Origin of the sequence: Burkholderia sp. Bp9031, from assembly GCF_003857965.1 — a bacterium.
In the GTDB taxonomy this organism is placed as follows: Bacteria; Pseudomonadota; Gammaproteobacteria; order Burkholderiales; family Burkholderiaceae; genus Burkholderia; species Burkholderia ambifaria_A.
Genome location: NZ_QTPW01000026.1, coordinates 61,704 through 87,330, shown reverse-complemented (window position 1 = coordinate 87,330; position 25,627 = coordinate 61,704). Strand labels below are relative to the sequence as shown.

Annotated in this window: 21 protein-coding genes and 2 pseudogenes; 8 read left to right on the top strand and 15 right to left on the bottom strand. The window is 64.1% G+C overall.

Annotation, left to right across the window (positions count from 1 at the left end):
• Positions 1-151: 151 nt before the first annotated feature.
• Entirely contained in the window at positions 152-1,441 is a 1,290-nt protein-coding gene (locus DIE15_RS27270; RefSeq protein ID WP_124834807.1) for an adenylosuccinate synthase, read from the bottom strand.
• Positions 1,442-1,581: 140 nt separating this feature from the next.
• Between DIE15_RS27270 and gcvA the strand changes: the two genes are divergently transcribed.
• Complete coding sequence (gene gcvA / locus DIE15_RS27265) at positions 1,582-2,484, top strand: transcriptional regulator GcvA (protein ID WP_057928736.1); 903 nt, start codon at positions 1,582-1,584, stop codon at positions 2,482-2,484.
• A 335-nt stretch (positions 2,485-2,819) separates the two neighbouring features.
• On the opposite strand, the gene DIE15_RS27260 is transcribed toward gcvA, so the two are convergent.
• Entirely contained in the window at positions 2,820-3,137 is a 318-nt protein-coding gene (locus DIE15_RS27260; protein WP_057928737.1) for a hypothetical protein, read from the bottom strand.
• A 2,532-nt stretch (positions 3,138-5,669) separates the two neighbouring features.
• Between DIE15_RS27260 and DIE15_RS27255 the strand changes: the two genes are divergently transcribed.
• Complete coding sequence (locus DIE15_RS27255; protein ID WP_057928738.1) at positions 5,670-6,986, top strand: replication initiation protein; 1,317 nt, start codon at positions 5,670-5,672, stop codon at positions 6,984-6,986.
• 89 nt (positions 6,987-7,075) lie between these two features.
• Here DIE15_RS27255 and DIE15_RS27250 read toward each other — a convergent pair whose 3' ends face one another.
• The 4 genes from DIE15_RS27250 to DIE15_RS27235 all read right to left on the bottom strand — a co-directional run bounded on the left by DIE15_RS27250 (position 7,076) and on the right by DIE15_RS27235 (position 11,797).
• Entirely contained in the window at positions 7,076-8,107 is a 1,032-nt protein-coding gene (locus DIE15_RS27250; protein ID WP_057928739.1) for a ParB/RepB/Spo0J family partition protein, read from the bottom strand.
• A complete protein-coding gene (locus DIE15_RS27245) occupies positions 8,100-8,795 on the bottom strand; it encodes a ParA family protein (RefSeq protein WP_057928740.1) in 696 nt (231 codons plus the stop codon). Before DIE15_RS27245 ends, DIE15_RS27250 begins: the two co-directional genes overlap by 8 nt.
• 436 nt (positions 8,796-9,231) lie before the next feature.
• Positions 9,232-9,459 carry a hypothetical protein gene (locus DIE15_RS37185; RefSeq protein WP_185734558.1) on the bottom strand — a complete coding sequence of 76 codons (228 nt, stop codon included), beginning with the start codon at positions 9,457-9,459 and terminating at the stop codon, positions 9,232-9,234.
• A gap of 1,213 nt (positions 9,460-10,672) precedes the next feature.
• On the bottom strand, positions 10,673-11,797 hold the full coding sequence (locus DIE15_RS27235; protein ID WP_124834806.1) for an MBL fold metallo-hydrolase: 1,125 nt from the start codon (positions 11,795-11,797) through the stop codon (positions 10,673-10,675).
• An 83-nt stretch (positions 11,798-11,880) separates the two neighbouring features.
• Here DIE15_RS27235 and DIE15_RS27230 point away from each other — a divergent pair, with 83 nt between their 5' ends.
• Complete coding sequence (locus DIE15_RS27230; RefSeq protein WP_057928743.1) at positions 11,881-12,534, top strand: TetR/AcrR family transcriptional regulator; 654 nt, start codon at positions 11,881-11,883, stop codon at positions 12,532-12,534.
• A gap of 191 nt (positions 12,535-12,725) precedes the next feature.
• The gene (locus DIE15_RS27225) at positions 12,726-13,217 is read left to right on the top strand and encodes a flavodoxin family protein (protein ID WP_057928744.1); all 492 of its coding nucleotides are present in this window, start codon (positions 12,726-12,728) and stop codon (positions 13,215-13,217) included.
• Between the two features lie 176 nt (positions 13,218-13,393).
• On the opposite strand, the gene DIE15_RS27220 is transcribed toward DIE15_RS27225, so the two are convergent.
• Entirely contained in the window at positions 13,394-13,978 is a 585-nt protein-coding gene (locus tag DIE15_RS27220) for a DUF2889 domain-containing protein (protein ID WP_057928745.1), read from the bottom strand.
• Between the two features lie 675 nt (positions 13,979-14,653).
• On the opposite strand from DIE15_RS27220, the gene DIE15_RS27215 reads away from it, so the two are divergent.
• Together DIE15_RS27215 and DIE15_RS27210 are read left to right on the top strand one after the other, a co-directional pair.
• On the top strand, positions 14,654-15,322 hold the full coding sequence (locus DIE15_RS27215) for a ProQ/FinO family protein (protein WP_124834805.1): 669 nt from the start codon (positions 14,654-14,656) through the stop codon (positions 15,320-15,322).
• Positions 15,323-15,994: 672 nt separating this feature from the next.
• The gene (locus DIE15_RS27210) at positions 15,995-17,056 is read left to right on the top strand and encodes a DMT family transporter (RefSeq protein WP_124834804.1); all 1,062 of its coding nucleotides are present in this window, start codon (positions 15,995-15,997) and stop codon (positions 17,054-17,056) included.
• Positions 17,057-17,163: 107 nt separating this feature from the next.
• Here DIE15_RS27210 and DIE15_RS27205 read toward each other — a convergent pair whose 3' ends face one another.
• From DIE15_RS27205 to DIE15_RS27170, 8 genes are all read right to left on the bottom strand, one after another.
• Positions 17,164-17,529, bottom strand: coding sequence for a bleomycin resistance protein (locus DIE15_RS27205; RefSeq protein ID WP_057928748.1), 366 nt, complete (start codon positions 17,527-17,529; stop codon positions 17,164-17,166).
• A gap of 118 nt (positions 17,530-17,647) precedes the next feature.
• Positions 17,648-18,238: a nitrogen fixation protein NifQ gene (locus tag DIE15_RS27200; RefSeq protein WP_057928749.1), complete on the bottom strand. Its 591-nt coding sequence runs from the start codon at positions 18,236-18,238 to the stop codon at positions 17,648-17,650.
• 75 nt (positions 18,239-18,313) lie between these two features.
• On the bottom strand, positions 18,314-18,739 hold the full coding sequence (locus DIE15_RS27195) for a molybdopterin-binding protein (RefSeq protein ID WP_057928750.1): 426 nt from the start codon (positions 18,737-18,739) through the stop codon (positions 18,314-18,316).
• Between the two features lie 182 nt (positions 18,740-18,921).
• Entirely contained in the window at positions 18,922-20,421 is a 1,500-nt protein-coding gene (locus DIE15_RS27190; RefSeq protein ID WP_057928751.1) for an efflux transporter outer membrane subunit, read from the bottom strand.
• Positions 20,418-21,386 carry an HlyD family secretion protein gene (locus DIE15_RS27185; RefSeq protein ID WP_124834803.1) on the bottom strand — a complete coding sequence of 323 codons (969 nt, stop codon included), beginning with the start codon at positions 21,384-21,386 and terminating at the stop codon, positions 20,418-20,420. The genes DIE15_RS27190 and DIE15_RS27185 overlap by 4 nt, the downstream gene beginning before the upstream one ends.
• Before the next feature lie 2 nt (positions 21,387-21,388).
• Positions 21,389-21,601, bottom strand: a complete 213-nt coding sequence (locus DIE15_RS27180; RefSeq protein WP_006755496.1) for a DUF1656 domain-containing protein — start codon at positions 21,599-21,601, stop codon at positions 21,389-21,391.
• A 34-nt stretch (positions 21,602-21,635) separates the two neighbouring features.
• A complete protein-coding gene (locus DIE15_RS27175; protein ID WP_124834802.1) occupies positions 21,636-23,777 on the bottom strand; it encodes an FUSC family protein in 2,142 nt (713 codons plus the stop codon).
• Positions 23,774-24,253 carry a MarR family winged helix-turn-helix transcriptional regulator gene (locus tag DIE15_RS27170; protein ID WP_057928755.1) on the bottom strand — a complete coding sequence of 160 codons (480 nt, stop codon included), beginning with the start codon at positions 24,251-24,253 and terminating at the stop codon, positions 23,774-23,776. The genes DIE15_RS27175 and DIE15_RS27170 overlap by 4 nt, the downstream gene beginning before the upstream one ends.
• Positions 24,254-24,652: 399 nt before the next feature.
• Between DIE15_RS27170 and DIE15_RS27160 the strand changes: the two are divergent.
• Positions 24,653-25,198: pseudogene (locus tag DIE15_RS27160) on the top strand (aldehyde dehydrogenase family protein); the annotation flags it as partial.
• Positions 25,159-25,554, top strand: a pseudogene (locus tag DIE15_RS27155) (aminotransferase class III-fold pyridoxal phosphate-dependent enzyme); the annotation flags it as partial. The pseudogenes DIE15_RS27160 and DIE15_RS27155, both read left to right, overlap by 40 nt.
• Between the last annotated feature and the right edge of the window lie 73 nt (positions 25,555-25,627).

The following is a 25,627-nucleotide window of genomic DNA, read 5'->3' as shown; positions in this document are numbered from 1 at the left end:
GCAGCGATGCACGCGTGTCCAGTTTGCCGCGGGCCGCAGCTGCGAACCCTCGTTCACGCGACCACCCATGCCCAGGGACGACCGGCACCGGATCGGCGCCGGCCGCACGGCGGCGACCTGCCGGGCACGCATTGCGCGTGCCGCGTCGCGCTCAGTCCCGGTCGAAGGGGTTGCTCAGCACGATCGTGTCGTCGCGCTCGGCGCCGGTCGTGATCATCGACACGGGCACGCCCGCGACGGCCTCGACGCGCGCAATGAAATCCTGCGCGGCACGCGGCAACGCCGCGCGCTCGCGCACGCCCTTCACGGTGCCGTCCCACCCGGCGAACGTTTCGTAGACGGGCGTCGCACGCGCCTGCGCATCGAGGCTCGCGGGCAGATGGCCGACGCGTGCACCGTCGAGTTCGTAGCCGACACACAGCTCGATCGACGCGAAGCCGTCGAGCACGTCGAGCTTGGTGAGCGCGAGCGAATCGATCCCCGAGATCCGCACGGCCTGCCGCAACTGCGCGGCATCCAGCCATCCGCAGCGGCGCGGCCGGCCGGTGTTGACGCCGAACTCCTGCCCGCGCGCGCGCAGCGTTTCGCCGGTGGCGTCGGTCAGTTCGGTGAGGAACGGACCGCCGCCGACACGCGTCGCGTACGCCTTGGTCACGCCCAGCACGTGGCCGAGTTTCGACGCGCCGAGACCCGTGCCGGCCGCCGCGGCCGATGCAACGGTGCCCGAGGACGTCACGAACGGATACGTGCCCCAGTCGATGTCGAGCATCACGGCCTGCGAGCCCTCGAACAGGATGCGCTCGCCGCGGTCGGTCGCGTCGTTGAGGTCGGCCCACACGGGACGCACGAACGGCAGGATCTTCGGCGCGATGTCAACCAGCATTGCCAGCATCGCGTCGCGCGAACATGGCTCGAGCCCCAGCCCGCGAAACCATGCATTATGGTGATCGACCAGCACGTCGAGCTTGTCGGCAAGCCGGCCCGGTTCTGCCAGATCGGCGACCCGCAGCCCGCGGCGCCCGACCTTGTCCTCGTAGGCGGGCCCGATCCCGCGCAACGTGGTGCCGATGGGTTCGCGACGCAGACGCTCCTGCGCCTGGTCGATCGCCCGATGAATCGGCAGGACCAGCGTGGCGTTCTCCGCGATCGACAGGTTGTCCGGCGTCACCGACAGTCCGAGCTCGGCCATCCGCCCGATCTCAGCGAGCAGCGCCTCCGGATCGAGCGCCACGCCGTTGCCGATCACGCCGCGCTTGCCGCGCACGATGCCGCTCGGCAGCAGCGCGAGCTTGTACGTCTTGTCGCCGACGACGAGCGTATGGCCCGCGTTGTGGCCACCGTTGTAGCGGGCGACGAGATCGGCCTGCGCAGCCAGCCAGTCCACGACGCGCCCCTTGCCCTCGTCGCCCCATTGGGCGCCCACCACCACCACGTTCGGCATGCTCCATACTCCATGTGAGAAATCCAGACACATATTCCGGCCGTATCGGCCGTTTGTGTGCCATATTGGCTGAGCAAGACCGCCCGATCAAACGATTAAACCTGAGCATTCGCGTGAGTAAAATTCACGCGAAACAACGCATGGCCCGACGACTCCCTCCATTGAATTCGCTACGCGCGTTCGAAGCCGCGGCCCGGCTCGGCAGTTTCACGCTCGCCGCCGACGAGCTGTGCGTGACGCATGGTGCGATCAGCCGGCATGTGCAGCAACTGGAGGCATGGCTCGGTCGGCCGCTGTTCGAACGGCACAACCGGAGGGTCGAGCTGACCGAGACGGGGCGCGCATACCTCGCCGAGGTCGGCGCATCGTTCGACCGCATCGCGCTCGCCACCGCGCAGCATTTCGGCCAGGGGCAACAGCGCGTGCTGCGCGTCAGCGCGCCCGCGACGTTTTCGCTGCGCTGGCTCGTGCCGAAGCTGTCGTCGTTCCAGGTTGCCCATCCGGCCATCGAGGTGCGACTGTCGACGTCGAACGAGCCGATCGAGAAGTTGCGCGACAAGGTCGACCTGATCATCCGCGGCGGCCCACAGGCAATCGACGGGTACGTTGCGGAGGAATTCCTGTCCGAAGTCCGGTTGCCCGTATGCGCGCCGAAGCTGCTCGAGGGCCGGCCGTTGCGCACACCGGCCGATCTCGCCGGCTTCACACTGTTGCATGCGGCGACTTATCCCGGCATGTGGCCCGAATGGCTCGCCGCGGCCGGCCACGCGAGCCTGGTGCCGCGGCACTCGCTCACGCTTGAGCATTTCTATCTGACGCTGCAAGGCGCGCTCGACGGCCTCGGTGTCGCGATGGGGCCGATCGCGCTCGTCGCGGACGACATTGCCGAAGGCCGGCTGGTGCAGCCGTTCAGCGAACCGGCACTGCCGCCGTGGCGCTATTTCACTTACGTGGCAGCCGCGCGCGCGGGGGACGAAGCCGTGCGGGCATTCAAGGACTGGCTGAAAGCAACGGGTAACGCGGCAGCAGACGCACGGCGCTGACTATGGCGGCTGCAGCCGGTCAACTGGTGCGGGTTTCGAGTATCGTTGCGCCGGCCCGTGTTGCTCGAGCACGAACGTTTATCGTCTCGCGATTCATCCGACGATATTCATATTCCATAGGAATCCTATGAGATAGAGCATGACGGATGCCGGATTCTTTCACGAATCCGCAGGAAGGTTCAATGAATGTCGCCGTGCACATCCAACAAACAAAGGATGTCGAATAAATCAACACGTATGCGATGCGTGCATGGTGCCCGGATGCGCATCGTGTTTACGCAGCACAAACGACAAAGCCCCCGGATGAAGCCGGGGGGCTTTGTCGCGGAGGACGCTTATTGGCTTGCGCCAGCGGCTTCGCCCGCCTTCTTCTGCGCGTTCTGCAGGTTCTGCGGATAGTTCGGATCGTTGGCCGCCGGCTTGTAACCGGCGTCTTCGAGTTTCTTCAGCTCGGCGGTGTTCTTCGCGCGCGCTGCCTTGTGTTCGGCTTTGCGTTTTGCTCGCGCTGCCTTGCGTGCTTCACGCTTCGCAGCCTTCGCATCCTGGGCGGCCGGTGCGCTGGCGTCGGTCTGCGCGAACACCGGAGCTGCCGAGCCGAAGAGGAAAGCGGCTGCCGTAGCAGCCAGCGTGAGTTTTCTGATCTGGATTCGCATCGCTGAACTCTCTTTTCTGATTGGTCACGGAGTGAAAGTACATCGAGATACCGCCCCTGCCCCTGGTCGGTCTTCATGTTCCGATCAGGGCTTTTGCATCATAACCGCGTTGTGAAAAACGTGGCGTCATCGTGAGCACATTCGTGGGGATACACGTATGGGATACGTCGTGCCGTGATGTGTACTCGATGCTCATCCGGTCCCGGTGTCGCCGGATTGCAACGATGCATCGCTCGACGATCACGCGGCGTGCATGATCGCGGCAACCGTGTGACGAACCGGATTCTTGCGTCAATACGATGCTGGTTGCAGATGGAGATGAGATCCGTTTCGGTATGTCGTGCACTCGCATGACGCCGACTGTTTCACCCGTGGAATCCGCCGCTCGCGCAACGTGATCTTCGCTTCATGAACGGGATCACCGACGGAATCGCAGACCGGTGTCCCAGGTTGTGATTCGCGGCTGCGCGAACGGCAGTTCATCCCATAAACGACCACGATTCATTCTGTGCCGAGTCCGGCGCGATCCCTGCACGTCCACCCGATGCGGCGCGAACGATCGGGTAACCGCTCGCTGCATGCATGGCTACCTGTTCGGCACGTTTCGTTACCACTTGTGGGATTGACGTTCGCAGACACAGACATCATCGCCGCACATGGTGAACGCTTCGATCGGCATTCGCTCACGATTGCATGCAAGCGTCGCACGATGCGCTTGTATGTGCGAATGCGCGAGGTCCGTTGTCGCACCGGCGTCGCAAAGAGTCTTGCGCCTGTGAGACGAGGATGCCGGCACGTGCGGTGGCTATGCATATGCGTCACAGCTTTTCCATCGATTGGGGCATGTGGTGCGGCGGCGTCACGCACGCGGTTTGCCAATCCGAAGAGCATCTTGTCGGTGAGCCTTTACAGGACTTAGCGCCTTTCGACGGTGAGGATGTTCGGGATCCAAGCACGGTTCCGACGAGGGTGAGCTTCGTTGACGGTGCCCCCTCACGTTCGGGGCAATCCTGGAGTTGTCGCGATTGGGCCGCCCCCGGCCGTGCCTCGCCGATCGCGACACAGTACCGATTCCGATACCTGTCCAAAGGTAGAAAACCGCGAGGTCGAATAACCGGAGCGACGCCTGGTAATTTCGTCCGTGCACAGGGCCGCGATTGAAAAAGTGCCGGACAGACCGACATGCGATAGCCGAAGACTTATCCACGGAAGCCCTGGCACAGATGCCAAAAAATCCGCTTGCGGGCGGATCTCGATGATTTCCCACTGTTGTGAGGGAAGCCGGCGATATATGCGGGCAGCGAGCAGCGCCCATCGCTTGCGGGTAATCCTGGACGGAAGGTGGGCCTCAGTGGACATTTTTTGGTCCCATAGGCGGGTACCTATCTCCTCAAAGCGGATGTTTTCTCCCATAAGTTTCTACGTTTGAGTACTTGTGAGTAGGTACTCACCTCCTCGGAGAGCCTTATCAGGCTTGGGGAGGCTTGCAGAATAAGGACAAATCTCGAGACTTCCACAGGCCGAGGAACCGGATTGCTGTGCCTATCGAGCGCTGCAGACGTGCTTTGGTAGCGGTTTATGGGGGTTGTTTTTCTGCACAGACACACGTGTGTTTACATCTTTGGTAAACGACGTTTACTTCTTTAACTACTTTTAGAGGGCTCACAGCCTTGTCTGGTAAGGGTTTGACAGGTGTTCGGTACCCATTTATGGGGGCACAGGCGGAAGAGTATGGGGTTTCAGGTCTGTGGATTTGGGGAATTGGGTACCGTGTTGTGGGAAACCCGGGGTGTGGATATGGGGCACGCGTAGTCTGTTATGGGATTTCAGACCAAAAACGCTTCAGGTAGTCCTCTATGGGGAAATCTATTGGTAGCCATTTATGGTGCGCTCTTGCGGATCCGTCCGGGGCGCCCAGCACAGCATTTCATGTCGGGTTGCCGGTTATGGGATGGATTTCAGGTAGTCGTTTATGGGTGCCTGCACAGACCAGATGATCTCATATTGATCTGCCCTCGAAGAGTGGAGTCCCATAAACAGGATCGGGGTGGAGGAAAGGTTGCCTTCTGTGGGGGAATCTGAAGGTAGTCGTTTATGGTGGTTCTTTTCGTTTGCCGGGTACGTATGAAGACAAAACGGCAAGGCTGCGGATTTCGACAGGTACCCATCCATGGGGAGCGTTGAAGGTAGCCTGTTATGGGAGCATGCGGATCGTGTTGCAGGGCATCACGAATCAGGTTCGCAAAATCCCGTTCCGGTCGATTGTTTCCCATGAATGGGTACCTTCTGTAGGGCAAGTCTCGTGCCGGTTCTTCGTTGCGAACCGCTCAGGTAGCAGGATTTGGGAGCTATTTTTGGCCGAAAGGTATATGGATATGGGGCATTGCACAGTCATGAAAACAAGGAATTTCCCTTTTGTGACGAGAGGTTAGCGGCGATATCGAATGTAATGCTGTAGAAAGAGGCGTTGCTCGTGGGACCGAAAAGGTATAAAGTCCGCCATCAACACGGTCACCTTCTCCGGACATCACGATGCCGCGTAAGCCCGCAATCAAAGGCTCCGACAAGCAGGTTTCGCTATTTCAGACGCCCGAGCCTCCCGATCTGCTGCGCAAGGCGGTCCAGGCCATTCATATCGCTCCGAAGTCCGGAAAGATCGGCCTGCAGCAGCGCAAGATGTTCAGCTCGCTGATCAAGAACGCCCTTCGTCAGGAAGCGTTCGAGCCCGGCCGGACGAGCTTCTCGATCTCGATCGCGGCGCTCTCGCACGAGAGCGGGTTGAACAGCAACAATACGAAGTACGTGAAGGATACGGTCAACTCGCTGATCAGTACTGTCGTCAACTGGGACTACCTTGCCGCAGACCGCTCGACGGTGTGGAAGGCGTCCGGCCTCCTCGCCGGGGCCGAGCTCGAGCAATCGGTGCTGAAGTACAGCTTCTCCGACCAGATTCGCAGCGAGCTGCTCAATCCGGAGATCTACGCACTCATCGATATGCGGATCGCGCGCGAGTTTCGGCGCTCGCACTCGCTCGCCCTTTGGGAAAATACGGTGCGCTACGAGGGGATCGGCATCACGGCGAAGATTCCGCTGCCGAAATTCCGCGATCTCATTCTCGGTCAGGACAAGGCATCTCAGTCGTACAAGGAGTACAAGCTCTTCAAGAGCAAGGTCCTGGTGCCGTGTATTCAGGAGGTAAACGAAGTTTCCGACCACACGCTCGAGCTGATCGAACACAAGTCAGGTCGCAGCGTGGAGGCCGTGCAGTTCAAGGTGACGCGCAAGCAAAGCGCGGATATGGTCGAGGAAGGCGACGTCAAGAACGAAGCGCTTGTCGACGAAGTCGCCAAGTTCGGCATCCCGCGTTCGGAAGCACGCCGGTTGATCACGCAGTACGGCGTGCAGCGCATCAAGGCGGCGATCGCCTATACGCTCAATCGGACTACGAAGAAGAACGCGGCGCCGGTCGACAACGTGGCCGCATATTTCCGCAAGGCGCTGACGCACGGCTATACGCTGGCCGAGGGGCAGGGGACCGAAACGGCCGCGCCGGCGAAGGAATCCGCGCAGAGCAAGCAGGAACAGATTCGCGACAAATATCTGGCCGCGAAGGTCGACGAAGCGGGTGCGTATTTCCGCGAGCTGGAGATCGACGACCAGACCAAGCTGATCGAGCGCTACAACGAGACGGTGGCCGGTTCGAAGGATCTCACGCTGTCGCCGAAGAAGAAGGCGAGCAAGCTGGCGCAAACCAGTTTCTTCCGGTGGCTGGCGCTCGATACCTGGGGCGAACCGACCTCGGACGACTTGCTGGAATTCCTGCTGAAAAGCAGTCTCGCGACCAACTGATCAAGGCCTCGCAGCCGGGCATGCGTCGTGCACCGGACTTTATCCGGCTGCGCGGTGTCGTGCAGGTGCGAGGCCTTTGCTTTGGGCGCTTACTTTTGCGCGGCTACCGCGAGTTCAGCGACGTACGCGTCGATCACTGTCTTGAGCCGGTCGGCGAGCGATTCCTGGTGGGACGCATCGACGCCCTTCAGCTGCAGATCCAGGCGTCCGTCCGGATAGGTCTTCAGCTGACCGATCGCGCGCGATTCGAGCGCGAAATCGTGACGCACACTGTAGCGCGTGCGCCCCGTCTTCTTGTTGCCGTCGCTCTGCGCGCGCAGGAAATTCTCGAGGTCGCGTACCGACTTTTTCCGGTCGATCACCGCCGTGAGCAGACGGTCGGCAGCCGGTTCGCCCAAGCGCTCGAAGATCAGTTTCAGGAAGTACGCCGCCTGGAGGCCGACCACGTCGTTCGCGCTGGCCATCCGCTCGAGCAGTGTATTTGGCAGTGCGTTCAGCGACAGTGTCTTGCTGATCGATGCCTTGTCCTTGCCGATCTTCTCCGCGAGCGTGTTCTGGTCGGGGAAGACCTTTTCGTCAAGAAGACGCTTCCACGCGACTGCATCGTCGAAGATCGTCTGGCGTTCGTGGTCGTGGTTGGCGCGATACGCGATCGTATAGAGCTGCTCGGGTGTGTGGTCCGTGCGGAACGTCGCGTTGATCGTCTCGTCGCCGTTGATGCTCGTCGCGCGCAAGCGGCGTTGTCCGTCGATCACGACGAGCTTGCCGGGAAATTCCGGAAGCCGCGTGACCTTGATCGGCTCGATCTGCCCTTCCCGCTTCAGCGTCAGCGCGAGCTCGTGCAGGCTCGACTCCGAATAGAACACGCGCGGGTTGAACGGGTTCGGGATGCAATCCTTGACCGCGACCTTCTGCGGCGCGCCGAGATCCGGCGCATCGGCGGGCGTGGCCGCGCTCGGCCCGACGGGGGCGGCCGCTTCGGCAGCGGGATTCGATGCGGGCGCCGGCTCGGGCAGGCGTGTTTCCAGCGCCGCATTTTCCTGCGCGAGCCCGCGCAGCAGGCCGGCGGCGAGATGCAGGTTGCCGGTCGGCTTCTTGTCTTTCGAGGTGTCCTTAGCCATGAGCGGCTCCGGTAGCGCGCGTCGACGCGATGTATTGGGCCATTTCGGTGACCAATCTCTCGATTTCCGCGCGGGCTTCCTTCAGTCCCTTCAGGTATCGATTGTGATGATGGATCGTGGTGCCGAGAGCGAATGTCTGCCGATAGACCTCGCGCTGCGCGATCTGGCTGTCGAGCAGATGCTCCCCTATTTCTTCAGCTCTTAGAATTTTTAAAATTTCTTCACGCATTTTAGTTTTTCCATTGACGCTATTCAGCATCAGCGCGGAAGATAAATTCGGGTTACGAACGGCACGCATCGACTCGATCATGCGAATCATCGCGACGGTGCTGTACAGGTCGGCCGGCGACGGAGACAGCGGCACGAGACAGAAATCGGCGACTTCGAGCACGGACGCGATGCGCGGATCTTCGAGGTTGCCTGGGCAGTCAACGACGATCACATCGAAATTCGAGTCTTGCTTCTTGATCTCGCCGCCAATTCCGCGACCGGCGGGGGCCAACGACAGCACTGTCATCGGGAGCGTATTTTCGCCGCTCGTCACCCATCTGACTGACGTGCCTTGAGGGTCGGCATCGATCAACGCGACCTTGTTGCCGCCGGCCTCGAAGGCCGCTGCGATATTGACAGAGATGGTCGTCTTTCCAGTACCACCTTTTTGATTGCTGACGGCGATCTTGAAAGCCATTAAATTCCTCCAAGGAGTTTTGCATAATATATGCAGTTATTGCTCGAAAGTCCAGAAAAGTATTAGATGACGAAATGAGTTTGCTGATTGATGCAATTGTCACGTGACAAGCCGACCAAGTGGTCAACAGGTTATTTGTTGCTTGAAATAGAATGAAAAATAAAAACTGACGAAAATATCATTCGATATAGAAGACGCTAAATAGAGTGCTCTGCGTTGAGAAGCGACCAGGAATCGCAGTGGAGATTCGAAGCACGGTTTCGTTCTTCTTCTGAAATCGCTGGTGCCGTTTGCTAACGACTTGGCTAGCCTGAACGGCATCGGAATCTGCGGTTGTCACGTGACAAGTCGACAAGGCTGACCAGGGACAGTAAATCTGTATCGACGGAATCATGCAGATTCGACATGTGGTTGTGATTCCGTCAGATCCTGTTTCCTAGTTGCTGCAGTCTGAGTCCAAATGTAACTGCTGGTGCTGGTGCTGGTGCTGGTGCTGGTGCTGGTGCTGGTGCTGGTGCTCGTGCTCGTGCTCGTGCTCGTGCTCGTGCTCGTGCTCGTGCGACTGCGACTGCGACTGCGACTGCGACTGCGACTGCGACTGCGACTGCGACTGCGACTGCGGGTTGTTACGTGACAACCTCATCGGGCGATAGTGGACGGACATCCTCTGCCTCAGCGGGGCCACTGTAGAGATTACTAACATGAAGGAATCCGGGGATATCCACGTGGTTGTAGTTGCGTCACGTCGCTGGTGTATGCGCCATGCAGGCTGAGTGGTTGTCACGTGACAACCACTGCGGTGTCACGCCGAAATGACCAGTGGGATATCGGCGTAGGCCCCCGTTCTCGAGCCGAGATGTGTGCGCAAGCTGAATTCCCACCAACTGGTCAGACTGGCTGGTGCTTTCCCGATAGGCGTTTCTGATCGGTGCGAGCGCACAACCTCAATACGGCTGCCGGTTGGGATTCCGGATTAATGATATGGCCCCATTAAATTCCGCGAACGGACGTCTGCCGTTGCAACGGCAATGAGGGCAGGGGAGGGGCGGATATTCGGAGCTTGTTGTATCAACGAGTGATGGAGGTCGGCACCGGCATCGGATCTACCCAGCATCGTCGTGCGATTCCTCTATCCAAGGCGAATTCACATGTTTGGTGATCCACGACGACACGAATCCGCGGGGCGTGAAACATTTCAGAAAAATGGGGTGTCTTCGTAAACCCTTGTCCAGCAATAGGTTGTGCCACTTTCTTCATGTTGTTTCACGCAAAATGAACGTGATCAACATGCAAAATGGGGGCGCATGAAGCTCGCGCGGGAAATCGGTTCAAGGCAACGATGCCCGATGCCAAAATGTGTCATTGATAACGTATTTTGTAGTAAATAATACGTTCCAGATGCTCCGAAGCACGCAGCCTGGCCGACGCACCAGCGACTTGGTACATCACGCTGACCAGGCCAGAGGAGTTCGCTAGATATGGTTCCTCTCCATCTCCAGTTGTCACGTGACAACGCGCTTGCCGGATGGCGAAATTGACAGATGTCGGGAGAGGTCGAGGCTTGTGCCTGGCTATATTGAATCTACAGGGCATCCAAGGACGGCGTTGAGCGAAAGACAACTCCGTAGACAGCCTGAGATGATCGCCGCCGCAGCCTCAGGGGACGATCGAGGCGTGGACGAATTCGGAATCTGCGTCGAGAGGAGTAAGGCATCACCGTCGTCGGCCCGAGCATTCGGCCGACGCCGAACATCTGCTTTCCGGGCTGACGATTGGCGTCACCGATCATCAATCGGTTAGTTTGTCGCCGAACCCCCGTGCCGTGAGGAAAAAGCCGTCGCCCCGCTTCCAACCAGAAGCGCGGGCGACCGGCGACCTTACTCCGCTGCTTGCGATGCGCAAGGTTGCCACCGACTGACTTTCGCTGCGCGTATCTTTTCTGCGTCATCGACGGTTCGCCACCACCGTTCGCCGCGATGTGGCTCATTCAGATCGAGCCGTTCGCCCATCCTGGGCGTCGACAGATCGACACCTCGCACCATTGCCAACGCGGTGACGCGCTCGAACGGTTCCTGCCAACGATGCATCGCGAGATCGAACGTGCCATTGTGAATCGGTATCAGCGTGCGACCGCGCAGGTCGAGATGCGCCTGCATGGTTTCCTCCGGCTGCATGTGTACGTACGGCCATTGCGGGTCGTATGCTCCGGTCTCGATTAGCGTCACGTCAAAGGGACCCAGGCGTTCGCCGATTGTCCGGAAGCCGTCGAAGTAACCGGTGTCGCCGCTGAAGAACACCCGCAGATCGTCGTCGACGATGACCCACGACGCCCACAGCGTGCTGTTGCCGTCAAACAGGCTGCGCCCGGAGAAGTGCTGCGCCGGTGTCGCGGTCAGGGTCAGTCCGTCGACGTCGACACTTTGCCACCAGTCGAGCTGACGCACCTTCCTGGCGTCGATACCCCATTCGATCAGACGGTCGCCGACGCCCAGCGTCGTGATGAACACGCCAGTCGTGGCCGCAAGCGCGAGTACCGTGTCACGGTCGAGGTGGTCGTAATGATCGTGCGACAGGATTACGCCGCGCAACGGCGGGAGATCCTCGAGCGCAATCGGCGGCGCATGGAAGCGCTTGGGGCCGACGCGTCGAAACGGCGATGCGCGTTTGGCAAATACCGGATCGGTCAGCCAGAACTCACCGCGCAGCTTCAACAGCAGCGTCGAATGCCCGAGCCGATACAGGCTGCGGTCGGGGGCCGCGTCGAGTTGCTCGCGCGTCAGCGAATCGATCGGCAATGCGCCTGTCGGCATCGTGTTGCGTGGCTTGTTGACCAGCATGTTCCATGCAATGCCGAGCATCTTGGCGAAGCCTTCGGCCGGTCGCGGCGCGACATTGCTGAAACGTTCGCCGTTGTGCTGCGGCGACTCGCCGGATAGCGTGCGGCCACGCCTGGCGGCGGCGAAACCCAATACACGATGAAGAAAAACGAGAGGCGAAGCCATGTCGATTCGTCCGGAAATAAAAGTACACTAAGCAGTGTAGTTTATCCCTGGGAAAAGTAAACTCGCCGGTGTAAAATTTTTTAATGGATACGAGCTCTTCCCCCCAGCGCCTGACCGATCGGAAGCGCGCGGCGATTCTCGCCGCCGCGATCCAGGAATTTCGCGCGGCCGGCTACGACGCGACCAGCATGGATCGCATCGCCGCTCGCGCCGACGTGTCGAAGCGCACTGTCTACAATCACTTCCCCGGCAAGGAAGCATTGTTCGCAGCGATCCTGCATCAGTTGTGGGACGCGACACTGACCGCCGGCGCGCCGGCCTACTGCGCCGACGTGCCGTTGCGCGATCAATTGCTCGCGCTGTTGAGCCGCAAACTGCGGCTGCTGAACGACGAAGCGTTTCTCGCGCTCGCACGCGTCGCGATCGGCGCGGCCATCCATTCACCGGAGCGCGCGCGCGACATGGTCGAACGCATGGGCGAGCGCGAAGAAGACGTGACGGTCTGGATTCGTGCGGCAGCGGCGGCCGGCCGGCTGTCGGCGACGGATCCCGCATTCGCCGCACATCAGCTGCACGGGATCGTGAAAGCATTCGCGTTCTGGCCGCAGGTGACGATGGGCCAGCCGCCGCTGGGCGCGCAGGAACAGCAGAAGGTCGCGGAAACGGCGGCCGACATGTTTCTTGCGTACTACGCGCGTCCGGACCACACCGGTGCGTCAGGTGCCGGGCAGGGCTGACCGCGCGTCGTGCGAAGCGCGACGCGGAACGGGCGCGCCGATTTGCGCGTGCGTGATGCATCTGCCGCCTGGAAGAAAGCGCCTGGTGCCTATGGGCGACGCAGGGCCGGCACACACGTCGACATGAGCCTGTTTGAGCCGTACCGACCCGTGTGACGGGCGCATATGAAACCGAACGTGAGTGAACACCGATGAAGACGCTGTTGATCGTCTATCACACGATGACCGGAGGCACGCAACAGATGGCCGAAGCGGCCGCCGCTGCCGCACGCGAGCAATCCGGCGTCGACGTCAGGTTGCAGCGTGCGGATGCGACGAGCGCGGACGACGTGCTCGCCGCCGACGCCTACTTGTTTGCGACGCCGGAAAATCTCGCCGCGATGTCCGGGTTGATGAAGGATTTCTTCGATCGCTGCTACTACGCGGTGCTCGATCGCGTGAACGGCCGCCCGTATGCGGTGATGATCTGCGCGGGCAGCGACGGACAGAACGCGCTGCGCCAGATCGACCGGATCGCGACCGGCTGGCGGCTGAGGAATGTGGCGCCCGGCCTGATCGTCTGTACCCATGCGCAGACGCCGGAGCGCATCCTCGCGCCGAAGACGATCGACAGCGACGATCTCGCGCGCTGCGCGGAAATCGGTGCCGGTCTTGCTGCGGGGCTCGCGCTCGGCGTGTTCTGATTATCGGCGATCAACGCGGTCGAAGCGGGGCCACGGCCGCACGCAAGGACCGGAGTGCGACGCTTGCCGAGCGGTCTCCAATCGCACCAAGTCCGGGCGACACGCACCTCTCGCGCAACATCGCCGCTAGCCCGCATCGCCTTGCGCAGCAGCGGCACCGGTCGGGTATCGATGTCCTAGCCACCCTTGGCCGACACCATCGGCTGATGGTATTCAGGCCACAGGCTTTTCACGAGATCGCGCGAAGCGCCATACGCATAGCAGCTGTCGATCTTGAGCGGCTTTCCGTCGCCGTCGCGGTCATTCAGCGACGGCGGACGCATGCCGACCATCGTCTGATAGGCCGCTGTCGCGACCGGACCGAGAATTTCCTTCAGATGGGTGCACGTGTCGCAAGATGGCAGGCGCTTGCGGACCTCGCTGTTCCAGCCGGCACCGATACGCAGTCCGACGAGGGCCTGCAGCGTGTCGCCGCCGCCCGGACACTGTGCATAAGGATGCGACTTGATGAACGTGGATACCGCGCGCACGATCATGTCGGCGTCGAAGACCAGCGTCACGCCGAGATCGTGAATCGGAGCCAGCGCCGCGACCGTGCGTGTGCCGCCCGGCGGGGTGAAATCGCTCGTCTTGCGGTCCGCGAGACAGGCCGTGACTTCGAACAGGCCGTCGCTGCGCCGATAGCCGCGCATGTCGATCTGCCTATGGTGAATCTCTTCGCGCGTAATGCCGTCGCGCGGGAGGTCGTGCCGGGGATTCATATATCCGCTCCGTTTCGTACAACCGGGGTCTCTTTGCATTCAACAGCGATCATCGGCCGACCCGCGCGGCGTGAAACCGGCCGCGACAGACTGCCGACGATATCGATCCGGCCATACTACGCATTTTCCGGCGCAGCCGTACGATCGGTGATCGGTGCGGACGCAACTAATTGAATACCGGTAGCGATCGATGCGCACGCCACCACGCCGCACGGATCGTACGCGAAGGCCCGGTCTGTCGGGCGGTGCGAGTCCGCAAGCGTCGGTGTCTTCGCTGCCTGCACCATCGCTTGTCATTCCGTACTGTGGAATAACCGATGCAATGCGTGACCCGCGCACCCAAACCGAATGTGCCGAAAGCGACACTACGTAACGCGTGTGTCGAAACCTGTCGAAAACGTCGCCATAATGCGCAACGCGACCGCGCGGATGCATCGCCCGCGCTCCGGATCCGTCAAATGCGAACCGGTGAGTCAACCGACTGCCGCATGTACCGGTATACTTCCACTCCTGCCTTTGTCCGGCATCGTGGCCGGGTGCCTGAAACAGCGGTTGTGGCGATGCGGCCCCGCAATATTACGCATCGGTGCAGCACGCCGCAGGCGATGCGGCGAAACGCCGACGTGCGGAATGGCTTGCACGAACCACACCTTATATTCCTGGTGGATTGAATTTATGGGTTTTGAACAACTTGCCGAATTGCGGGCGCAGCTCGCAGCCAAGGCCAAGCAGGAGCGCAACGCGAAGCGACCGGCTGCTCAACCGGACGCCGGCGCGAAGCCGAAGTCCGGCGATCGTCCCGCTCGTGGGGCCAAATCGGGTGCCGCGGCCAAAGCGCCGTCCGGTGCCAAGCCCGCTGCGGCGAAGCCGTCGAAGCCGTCGACGCCGGTCGATCCAGTCATCGTCGCGATCGGGAAACTGCAGCGCCGGTTCCCGAGCGCGTTCCCGAAGAATCCGGCCCCGAAGGTGCCGCTGAAGGTCGGTATCTGGGACGACCTCGCCCGCGAAGCGCAGGCGGTCGGCCTGAGCGAGGCCGAACTGCGCGAGGCGATGTCCACGTGGTGTCGCGGCAATCGTTACTGGTCGTGTCTCGTCGAAGACGCGGTGCGGGTCGACCTGCAAGGTAACGAAGCCGGGCGCGTGACGCACGACGACGCGGCGCGTGCGCGCCGGCTGAAGTCGCGCCGTCCGGGCGGCAAGGGCGGCGCGCAAGCGGCGAAGGGTGCACCGCAGCAGCCGAAGGCGCAAGCGCAGGCCGCCGCCGCCGCGCCGCAGCCGGCAACCGCGGAAGCACCGGCCGATGCAGCACCGCAGGCCGAGCAGCAAACGGCCGCGAGCGAGTAACGCGCGATGCGTCGCCGCGCGACCGTGCGGTGACGGCCTGCCTGCACCACGCGTGCAGCGCATCACGTGACAGACCGACCTGTCCCCGCTCGGGGCGGGTCGGGACTGCCTCCGCTGGCGACATCGCCAGTCTGTCATCATCCAGCCTGCATTGAACTGTCGATCGAATCGGCGATGAAAGCGCGGCGGCCGACACGACTTGCGCAATGCATCGCTTGTGCCGACCGAGCATGGCGACCGAAATCGAACGAGGCAGTGTGCATCACGAACCTATTCCCTTTTCATTCAAATAATTCGTTTTCCTAATGTAATGGAATTGCAGAGGAAGCGTTGCATTCACTCCCACGCCTTTCTGTCTCGCATGCGCCGTTGTCAGGCGCGAAGGACTGACATGGTCACGAGACCGACGTGCGGTATCAGGGCTGGCCGCCACTGCTGCGGGGCCACCCAGCCACCAGTTGGCGACCCGCGACACAAACGCGATAATCTCCTGGCCGGGACCGTCGGCCGCCATACATTGCCGACGACGCATGACGCGACAGGTGCCTGAAAGCCGACGTGACGCGCCCTGCATTCCCCGAAATTGAACGCCATCGGCAAACCGTACAGGCCACGGCATCGCATGAAGCTCACCCACTCCATACGCCCAACGCCCTGCGCAAAGATCGCATCATGAACCCGAGACACTCCGCGATTCTCGTCGCGCTCGCCGCCGCCGCGCTGTTCGGCGCCGCAACGCCGATCGCCAAGGCACTGATTGGCGCGATGTCGCCGTTCATGGTCGCGGGCCTGTTCTATCTCGGCAGCGGGATCGGCCTTGCGATCGGGATTCTGCTGCGCGAGTTGCGCAGCAAGCGCGCGCAGGCCGAGGATGCCGCGCCGCTGCAACGCGCGGACCTGCCGTGGCTCGCCGGCGCGATCGCGGCCGGCGGCGTCGCGGGCCCGGCGCTGCTGATGCTCGGGCTGTCGAGCACCCCGGCCGCGACGAGTGCGCTGCTGCTCAATCTCGAAGGCGTGCTGACGGCGGTCATCGCGTGGGTCGTGTTTCGCGAGAACGTGGATCTCCAGGTGTTTCTCGGCATGGTCGCGATCGTCGCCGGCGGCACGCTGCTGTCGTGGGTGCCGGGGCGCGCGGGCGTGCCGGTCGGCGCGCTGCTGATCGCCGGCGCATGCCTGTGCTGGGCAATCGACAACAACCTGACTCGCAAGGTCGCCGCGAACGATGCGATGGTCATCGCGTGCGTGAAAGGGCTGGTCGCCGGGCCCGTGAATATCGGCATCGCACTCGCGGCCGGCGCGTCGCTGCCCGCCGTTCCGGCGACGGCCGCCGCGATGCTGACCGGCCTCGGCGGCTATGGGATCAGTCTCGTGTTATTCGTCGTCGCGCTGCGTCATCTCGGCAGTGCGCGCACGGGCGCGTATTTTTCCGTGGCACCGCTATTCGGCGTCGTGCTGTCGCTGCTGATCTGGCCGGCGCTGCCGTCCGCCACGTTCTGGATCGCGGCCGCGCTGATGGCGCTCGGCATCTGGCTGCACGTGCGCGAACGGCACGAACACGAACATGCGCACGAGCGGCTCGAGCATACGCACCGGCATCGGCATGACGAACATCATCAGCACACGCACGACTTTCCGTACGACGGCAACGAGCCGCACACACATCCGCACGTGCATCTGCCGATCACGCACAGTCACGCGCATTTCCCGGACATTCATCACCGCCATCGACACTGACCGCGTGGCGCAAGGAGAACGATGCGCGCCGCGCGCAATGCGTATCGCAAGGTAACCGTTTATGGGGTGTCGTTTCGTGCCCTCTGCCCCCGCCGACACCGATCGATTCAGTTGTCCGTCTGAATCAGTCGAATCAACGAACCGTCCGGGTCGATCAGCGCGCCGACGGTGCCGCCCCATGCCTCGCGTTTCGGTCGATGCGCGCGCGGCCAGCCCGTCGCCTGCTCCGGAATGCCGGCCGCGAGCACTTCGTCGAAAAACGCGCCGACGTCGGCGAGCCGGAAACAGCAGCTGAACCAGCTCGTGGCCGGGTCGAGGCCGGGATGCGGGAAGAATTCCAGCAGCAGGTCGCCGCGTCTCAGGATCATCCAGCCGTCATCGCGCCAGGTTTCGTCGAAGCCGAGCTTCGCGTAGAACAGCGACGTGGCTTCGAAATCGCGCGACGGCAGATTGGGACTCGCAACGTCGGTCACGGTTGTTTCTCCGGTGAGCGTTCGCAATCGAACGAAGGCGCGGACAGCGCGCAGACAGATGCCGCGCACGATCGGTCAAACGATGCGTACCGGCAAGCCGCGCGGGCTGCATTGTCGGCTATCGTTCCGCGGGAAAGCAGCATCCGAAATCCTCGCAGCCCGGACATCCGGGCGCGGGCCCGGGCGGCAGGCCGAGCGATCCGGCCACTTCCTGTGCGAGAAATTTCTTCCAGCGCAACTGCGCGACGTTGCGCGCGGCGAGCGCAGGGAAATAGCGGTCGAGCATCGCGGTTACCGCATCGCGCCCGTCGAGGCCGAGATCGCGCCACAGGTGATCGGGGCGGAGGCACGCATGCGCGATGATTGCCGCGACACAGTCGGCATCGTCGCGCGCGACAGCGGGATGTGCATCCCGCATCAGCAGCGCGTGCAGCGTCGCAACGAATTGCGCATGCGCGACCGGCAGCGGCGCGATGGCGACGGTCGACACGAGTGCGACGGCATCGGTGGTACGCAGATGGGGAAACTGGCGGGCAAGCAGACCGCTCAATCGGACGGGGGACAGGCCGAGCAGCGCGAGCTCGTTGCGGTATGCGCGTGCCGCAACGAGTGTGCCGAACAGATAGGCATCCGGGGAAGCAGCGTCGGCCGCCCCGGACAGCAGCGATTGCAATGTGCGTTGATGCGCGTGCTCGAGCGCGGATGTCATCGTGCGCGCTTGCGCGCCGCTTGCGGGCGCGGCGAACGACGGGTCGTCATTGCAATCGATCGGATGATCGGGCGATCACTCGACCCCGACGATCACGCTCGACGCCTTGAAGATCGCGGACGCGGCCTTGCCGCTCGCGAGACCGAGACGCTCGACGCTGTCGTTGGTGACGATCGCGACGATTTCCGCGCCGCCCGCGGCCTTGATCACGACTTCGGAATTGACCGCGCCCTTCGCGATCGACGACACGGTACCCGCGACGCAGTTGCGGGCCGACACCTTGCTGCTGTCGACGTCGACCATCACGATCACCGACGATGCCTTGACGAGCGCGAATGCGTTCGTGCCGGCCGCGAGACCGAGCGATGCGGCGCTGCCGTGCGTGATCACGGCGACGATGTCGAGGCCGTCCTGGGTACGCAGCGTGATTTCGTCGTTGACGGCACCGGGCTTGACGGCATCGATCTGGCCGGCGAACTGGTTACGGGCGCTGGTGCGCATGATGACTCTCCGGGAAAGGGGCCGCCCGGCAGGCGGCGAGCGAATGACGGGAACTGCGCACGAGTTTACCGGCAATGCAGGTAACGCGCGACGCCGGTATCGACATATCGGACATGCGAGACCGCGCACGATGGTGCGGGACAGCAGGCGTGTCACGCGCGCCGAGCCGCCCCGCGCGCGTTCTATCTGGCCGCGGCCGACGCGGCAGCCGGTGCGCCGGCCGCCGACGTCTGCTGCGATGCAGCGGGCGCCGCATTGCCTTCCCATCCGCCGCCGAGCGCGAGGAACAGCTTCACCTGGTCGGCGGCGACCTGACCTTCGGCCGCGGCGACCTGCGCGCGCACGCTCGTCAGCGTGCGCGTCGCATCGAGATCGGAGATGAACGACTCGCGGCCGGCCGCATAGAGCCGGTGCGTTTCGTCGGCGGAATTGCGCGCCGATTCGTAGGCCGTGCGTAGCGCATCGGTGCGCTGCACGTCGGCCGCATAGGTCGCGAGGCTCGACTGCGTTTCGCGCAGTGCGTTCAGCACGACGCCGTCGAAGTGCGCGAGTGCGCCGCCGGTCGCGGCTTCGGCTTCGCGCACGCGTGCGCGCTGGCCGTTGACCGGGAACGACCAGCTGATCAGCGGTCCGAACGACCAGCGATTCGTGGTGGACGAGAACAGGTCGGCGGCGATGCCGACCGAACCGGCCGACGCACCGATGCTGATCGATGGATACAGCGCGGCGGTCGCGACGCCGATCCGCGCGGTCGCGGCGGCGAGCCGACGCTCGGCCTCGCGAACATCGGGGCGGCGACGCAGCAGCGCGGCGCCGTCGCCGATCGGAATCGGCTGGCGCAGCTTCGGCAGCCGCTCGCATTCGGCGACCGCCTTCGGCAGGTCGGCCGGCGAGCGCGCGAGCAGCGCGGCGAGCTGGTATTGCGCGATCTTGCGGCGGCCTTCGAAACGCGGAATGTCAGCCGACAGCGTGCGCACCTGCGTGACGCCGCGCGTCACGTCGGTCTGGTTGCCGCGCCCGGCATCGCGCAGCCGCTGCGACAGCTTCACGCGCTGCTGCTGCAGCGCGAGCGACTGCTTCGCGATCGCGAGCTCGTCGCCGGCGGAGCACGATTCGACGTACGCCCGCACCACATCGGCGACGACGGTGATGCGCGCCAGGTCGGCGGCCGCCTGCACGGCTTCGCTGTCCGCACGCGCGGCTTCGACGCCACGCCGCAACTTGCCGAACAGGTCGAGTTCATATGACACGCTGATCCCGACCGTGCCTTCGTTCACGACCGGCAGCTTGTTCTCGAGCAGAAATTGCTCGGCCGATTCCTGCGCACGCTGCACGGCCGCTTCCGCGCTGCCGGAGAAGCCGCCCTGCTCGTTTGCCACTTCCAGCGCCGCGCGCGAACGCGCGAGATTGGCCGCGGCAACGCGCAGGTCGGTGTTCGATTTCAGCGCGCTGCGCACGAGCTCGTCGAGCACGGGATCGTCGTACAGCTGCCACCAGTTGCCGGGCACCGCGTCGCGCGACACGAGCGTGCCGTTCGCGTCGTCGAGCGCATGGTTCGCGAGCGGCGCATTCACGTACGCCTGCTGCGGCAGCGTGTAGTCGGGGCCGACGGACTTGCACGCGCCGAGTGCGAGCGCGAGCGGCGCGAGTGCCGCCGCGAGGCGCAGGCCATGCCGCTTCATTGCGATGCTCCCGTCGCGCTGGCGGCTGCGGGCACGGCTGACGCCACGGCCGCCATCGACGCGCCGTCAGCCGGCTTCGCCTTGTCGTCACGGCGCGCATCGGGCGAGCGCATGGCAACGGTCGCGGTGCGGCCGGCAATCATCCGGAAGTCGTCGGGCACCTCGTCGAGCACGACGCGCACCGGCACGCGCTGCGCGAGGCGCACCCAGCTGAATGCCGGGTTCACGTTCGGCAGCAGGTTCGCACCCTGCGTGCGGTCGCGATCCTCGATCGCGGCGACGATGCTCTGCACGTGGCCGCGCAGCGGATGCGGCTCGCCCATCACGACGATATCGACCGGCTGGCCGATATGAATGCCGCGCAGCTTGGTTTCCTCGAAGTAGCCGTCGACGCGAAACGAATTGCGGTCGACGACCGACAGCACCGCGCGGCCGGCCGGCACGTATTCGCCGGCGCGCGGCGCGCGGTCGTTCAGGTAGCCGTCGACGGGGCTCACGATCGTCGTGCGCTGCAGGTTCAGCTTCGCGGTGTCGAGCGACACCTGCGCATCGGCGACGGCGGCTTCGCCCTGCTCGACGCGCGTGCGGCTTTCCTCGACCTGTTCGCTAGCGACCAGGTTGCCGAGCTGCAGGTTGCGCGCATATTCGCGCTTCGCCTGAGCGAGCGTCGCGCGGCGCTGCGCGAGCGTCGCCTCCGCCAGCCGTTGCGCGAGCGTGTAGCGGGCCTGGTCGATCACGAACAGCACCTGGCCGCGCCTGACCTCCTGGTTGTCGGCGACCTGCACCGCGGTGATGAGCCCCGACACGTCGGGCGCGACCTGGATCACGTCGGCGCGCACGTGCCCGTCGCGCGTCCACGGCGAGAACATGTAGTAATTGATGATCCGCCACAGCACGAGGGCAGCCACGACGACGACGATCAGGGTGAGCAGGATCTGCCCTGCCGAGAGCCAGGTTTTTTTCACGGTTAGCTAGCCACGAGATGGTGAGACACGATGACGACGGCGGCAAACACGAACACGTAGATGCCGAGGTCGAAGATCGAACGGTGCCAGACGAGGCGGTAAAAGCCGACGCGCTCGAGCAGCGCGCGCACGACGATGTTGATCAGATAGGCGATCAGCATCAGCACGAGCGGAGCCGGCACGAATACGCCGAAGATGTCGATTTCGCCGATCATGGTCGCGGTCGGAAGGACTGGTTGGAAAGCGGGATCATGCGCGTGCTCCGTCCGGTGCGGCCTGCGGCGGTTGCGCAGCCGCGGCCGGATACAGCGACAACCGCAGGCCGACGAGCGCGTGCAGCGTGTCGCGCAGCCGGCGGTGCGTCGCGGGCGTGGCCGGCGCCGTGGGCGTCGTGCCGTCGTCGGCCGATGCGGCCGGCGCGCCCGGCAGGTTGCGGCCGGCCACGCGCTGCAGCGCATCGTCGATTGACGCGAGCAGCGCCGGCGGCGCGGGCTGGCGCGCGTTCGCGGCCGCGCAGCGGGTGTAGTGATCGGTGACGCCGGCGAGCACGCGATCGATCGCGTCGGGCACGTCGCCCGACAGCTTGCGGCGCGAGCGGCGCAGGTCGAGCGCGTTCAGCGCGATGCGCAGGTCGCGGAAACTCTCGATCGACGGATGGCGGTGGTCATCGGACGCGCCGAGGCGCGGCAGCAGCTGCGTGACGCGATCGAGCATGCGCGATGCATGGTTGCGCTGGTCGTCGAGCGGCTGCGTCGAAGCGGAGCGGGCGACGTCCTCCCAGCCCGAGCGCAGCAGGCGCCGCACCGCGAGTTCCGCGCCGAACGGCCGCGTCGCCCGCGTCCATACGTAGGCGAACAGCAGCCCGGCGACGCCCGCGAGGTTGCTGTTCAGGAACATGAAGAAGTCGGCCTCGTACGCGCTCTGGATGCTGACGAAGGTCGCGGTGTTCACCGCGACGAGCATCGTCACCATGTTGAACTGCGGGCGTGGCAGCAGCGTGCCGATCAGGATGAACGGGCCGGCGAACATCAGCACGAGCATCGCGAAGTCGTGCACATGCGGCAGCACGACGAACAGGTACAGGCCCGCGAACACGACGCTCGCGGTGGTTGCCAGGAAGAACTTGAACACCAGCGGCGCAGGTTCGTCGAGCGCGGCGAAGAAGCTGCACGCGACGGCGACGAGCGTGACGGCGCCGGCGCCGTCGTGCCAGCCGGACTGGATCCACAGCCAGCACGCGAACACGATCGCGCCGACCACGGTCAGCGTCGAGAACAGCATCATCCCGCGATCGAAGAAGCGCTCGGTGCCGCCGAGCCGCCAGTGCCGGTAACGCGGCTGCCAGACGCCCGACTCGTTCGCGATCAGCGCGCGCAGCGAGCGGCAGTCCTGCCAGATGTCGATGACCTGGTGCAGCCGCCACAGCGCGTTCGACAGCAACGCGCCGTCCCAGCTCGTCAGCGCGCTGTCGGGCGGCTGCAGCGACGCGATGCGCTCGCGCAGGTTGTCGGCGACCGGATCGTCGGCCATCTTGCCGTCGGTGCCGGCCTTCACGGCCGGCAGCGGCGCGTCGAACCACTTCGCGGCGTCGGCGAGCAGCGCGTCGAGCGCGGGCGGGCGCACGTGCAGGTCGCGCATCAGCGCGATCAGCGGATCGGCGAGCGACGACATCAGCGGCAGGAACAGCTGCATGCGGCCCGCGAGCGCCTGCGCGCGGGCAAGCACGCGCGGGTGCGCATGGTCGTAGCTCAGCTGGCTCAGCAGGAATTCGAGGCCGGTGATGGTCGCGGCGAGGCGTTGCCGGCACGCGGACAGTGCCTTGCCGGCAAGGTGCCCGGACAGGGTCTCGCGGCCGTAGAACGCGGCGTCCTTGAACCACGCGTCGGTGCGCTCGATCAGTGTCGGCGCGAGCCGGTTCGGGAACACGGCGCTGCCGACCACGCTCGCGCACACGATGCCGAGCACGATCTCCTCGGTCCGCGCGATCGCGACGTCGAAGATCGTCGACGGATCGGCGACGGTCGGCAGCGCGACCAACGGCATCGTGTAGCCGGCGAGCATGAACACGTAGCTGCGTGCGGTGCGGTCGGAGATCGCGAGGTAGAGCAGCGTGCCGCACCACGTCGCGACGATGACGCTGAAGAGGATCGGCGTCTCGACGAACGGCGGCACGAACAGGATCGCGGCGGCCGCGCCGAGTGCGGTGCCGAGCGCGCGATACAGCGCCTTCGAGCGCGTCGCGCCGACGAACGGGTTCGACACGATGTACACGCTCGCCATCGCCCAGTACGGACGCGGCAGCTGGAAATACAGGCCGAGGTACAGCGCCAGCATCGACGCGGCGAACGTCTTGCCCGAGAACAGCCAGTCGCGAAGGCTCGGATAGGTCATGACGCGGAATCGGCGGGGTGGGACGGGCGCGACGCCGGATGAGGCGCATCGGCCGCGTTGAATGCGTTCAGGACGCGCAGCGTCGCTTCGAGATCGGCGCGCGTGACGCCCTTGAGCACCTGGGCGCGCAGCACGCGCAGGTCTTCTTCCATCTTCGCGGTGACCGCGCGGCCGGCGGCCGTCAGCGAAATCGTTTTCGCGCGGCGGTCGTGCGGATCCTCGTCGCGGCGTGCGAGGCCAGCCGCGCACAGCTGGTCGAGCAGGCGCACGAGCGACGGCCCCTCGATGCCGACGTATTCGGCGAGCGTGCCCTGGCGCACGCCTTCGCCGAGGCGGCCGGCGATCAGCAGCGGCGTCGCGCAGGCTTCGGACACGTTGTACGCGGTCAGCACGGCGTCGCTCGTGCGGCGCCACTTGCGCGCGGTGAGCACCAGCAGGCTGCTGACGGCGAGGCGAAGATCGTGCAGATTGGTCATGGGCGGGATGATAGGGGCAAAAACATTCGATAGCAAACTATCGTTTTCGTCACCCGGGTGTCATTGACGCTCGCCGGGGTGCCAACCTGCAACGAGCAATTTAGGCGGCGGGCAGGGGCCGGTCAAGCTGTAAGGTTGTGAGCGCGCGGTGGATCGCGAGGCAGCGCGTGCGATCCGGTGGATCGGACCAGACCAGATCGGTCGGACCGGGGCGATCGACATGCCCCTTGGCGATTGGCCGATCCGTGCCCGGCGTGTCGGGGCGTTGCAAGCCCGCTGCGACGCCGGGCTCGGCAGCTTCGTGACCGCGCGTGTGACCGAATCGATGTCGAACTACATGCTCGATACGGCCGAGCGCGAGCTGGTCGACTTCTCGATCGTGCATCGTGCACTCGCCGGAGCACGATCCCGACGCATATCGACGGCGCGCATCTCGGCACGGTGATGGAGCCGGTCGGTGTCGCGGCGCTGATCACGCCGTGGAATTTCCCGGTCGCGATGATCGCGCGCAAGGCCGCCGCCGCGATCGCGGCCGGTTGCGCGGTGGTGGTGAAGCCTGCGCACGAGACGCCGTTCTCGGCGCTCGTGCAGCTCGCCGACGAGGCCGGGTTCCCGGCCGGCGTGTTCAGCGTCGTGCTCGGCGAACCGCAGATGACGATGGAAACGCTCGTCGGCGATGCGCGCGTGCGTGCGATGAGCTTCACCGGATCGACGCGCGTTGAGCGGCGCATGACCGAAACCGCGGCGAAGGCCAGCATTCGCAAGATCGCGCTCGAACTGGGCGGCAACGCGCCGTTCATCGTGACCGGGGATGCGGATCTCGACCAGGCGGTGCGGATCGCCGTCAGTGCGAAGTTCCAGACCTCCGGGCAGGACTGTTGCGCGGCGAACCGGGTCTTCGTCGCGCGGCCGCCGCACTCGCGAACCTCGCGATTCTCGAGCGCGAGAACCTGGTCGGCAACGCCGCGGAAGTGGGCGCGTATTTCGGCGCGAAGCTGCGCGACGCGTTCGATGCGCATCCGCTCGTCGGTGAGGTGCGCAGCGTCGGGATGCTGGCTGCGCTCGCATTCATGGCCGACAAGGACGCGCGCACGCCGTTCGATCCCGCACGGAAGATCGGCGCGCAGGTGTCGGCCGCGGCGCTGCAGCGCGGCGTGATCGCGCGCGCGATGCCGCATGGGGACATTCTCGGGTTTGCGCCGCCGCTCGTGATGACGCGTGCGGAAGCGGACGAGATCGTCGGTATCGTGAAGGAAGCGGTGGACGAGGTCGCGGAGCGAAACATGTCGACCATCGCATGAGCTTCTTGAAGTAATGACGCGCGCGTCGGTGCGCGCGGAGACGCCGTCGCACTTCCGTGCGACGGCTTTTTTC

Bases quoted from the DNA above. Each gene is read 5' to 3' on its own strand.
- DIE15_RS27270 (WP_124834807.1), bottom strand. From the start codon at position 1,441: ATGCCGAACGTGGTGGTGGTGGGCGCCCAATGGGGCGACGAGGGCAAG.
- gcvA (WP_057928736.1), top strand. From the start codon at position 1,582: ATGGCCCGACGACTCCCTCCATTGAATTCGCTACGCGCGTTCGAAGCC.
- DIE15_RS27260 (WP_057928737.1), bottom strand. From the start codon at position 3,137: ATGCGAATCCAGATCAGAAAACTCACGCTGGCTGCTACGGCAGCCGCT.
- DIE15_RS27255 (WP_057928738.1), top strand. From the start codon at position 5,670: ATGCCGCGTAAGCCCGCAATCAAAGGCTCCGACAAGCAGGTTTCGCTA.
- DIE15_RS27250 (WP_057928739.1), bottom strand. From the start codon at position 8,107: ATGGCTAAGGACACCTCGAAAGACAAGAAGCCGACCGGCAACCTGCAT.
- DIE15_RS27245 (WP_057928740.1), bottom strand. From the start codon at position 8,795: ATGGCTTTCAAGATCGCCGTCAGCAATCAAAAAGGTGGTACTGGAAAG.
- DIE15_RS37185 (WP_185734558.1), bottom strand. From the start codon at position 9,459: ATGTCCGTCCACTATCGCCCGATGAGGTTGTCACGTAACAACCCGCAG.
- DIE15_RS27235 (WP_124834806.1), bottom strand. From the start codon at position 11,797: ATGGCTTCGCCTCTCGTTTTTCTTCATCGTGTATTGGGTTTCGCCGCC.
- DIE15_RS27230 (WP_057928743.1), top strand. From the start codon at position 11,881: ATGGATACGAGCTCTTCCCCCCAGCGCCTGACCGATCGGAAGCGCGCG.
- DIE15_RS27225 (WP_057928744.1), top strand. From the start codon at position 12,726: ATGAAGACGCTGTTGATCGTCTATCACACGATGACCGGAGGCACGCAA.
- DIE15_RS27220 (WP_057928745.1), bottom strand. From the start codon at position 13,978: ATGAATCCCCGGCACGACCTCCCGCGCGACGGCATTACGCGCGAAGAG.
- DIE15_RS27215 (WP_124834805.1), top strand. From the start codon at position 14,654: ATGGGTTTTGAACAACTTGCCGAATTGCGGGCGCAGCTCGCAGCCAAG.
- DIE15_RS27210 (WP_124834804.1), top strand. From the start codon at position 15,995: ATGAACCCGAGACACTCCGCGATTCTCGTCGCGCTCGCCGCCGCCGCG.
- DIE15_RS27200 (WP_057928749.1), bottom strand. From the start codon at position 18,238: ATGACATCCGCGCTCGAGCACGCGCATCAACGCACATTGCAATCGCTG.
- DIE15_RS27195 (WP_057928750.1), bottom strand. From the start codon at position 18,739: ATGCGCACCAGCGCCCGTAACCAGTTCGCCGGCCAGATCGATGCCGTC.
- DIE15_RS27190 (WP_057928751.1), bottom strand. From the start codon at position 20,421: ATGAAGCGGCATGGCCTGCGCCTCGCGGCGGCACTCGCGCCGCTCGCG.
- DIE15_RS27180 (WP_006755496.1), bottom strand. From the start codon at position 21,601: ATGATCGGCGAAATCGACATCTTCGGCGTATTCGTGCCGGCTCCGCTC.
- DIE15_RS27175 (WP_124834802.1), bottom strand. From the start codon at position 23,777: ATGACCTATCCGAGCCTTCGCGACTGGCTGTTCTCGGGCAAGACGTTC.
- DIE15_RS27170 (WP_057928755.1), bottom strand. From the start codon at position 24,253: ATGACCAATCTGCACGATCTTCGCCTCGCCGTCAGCAGCCTGCTGGTG.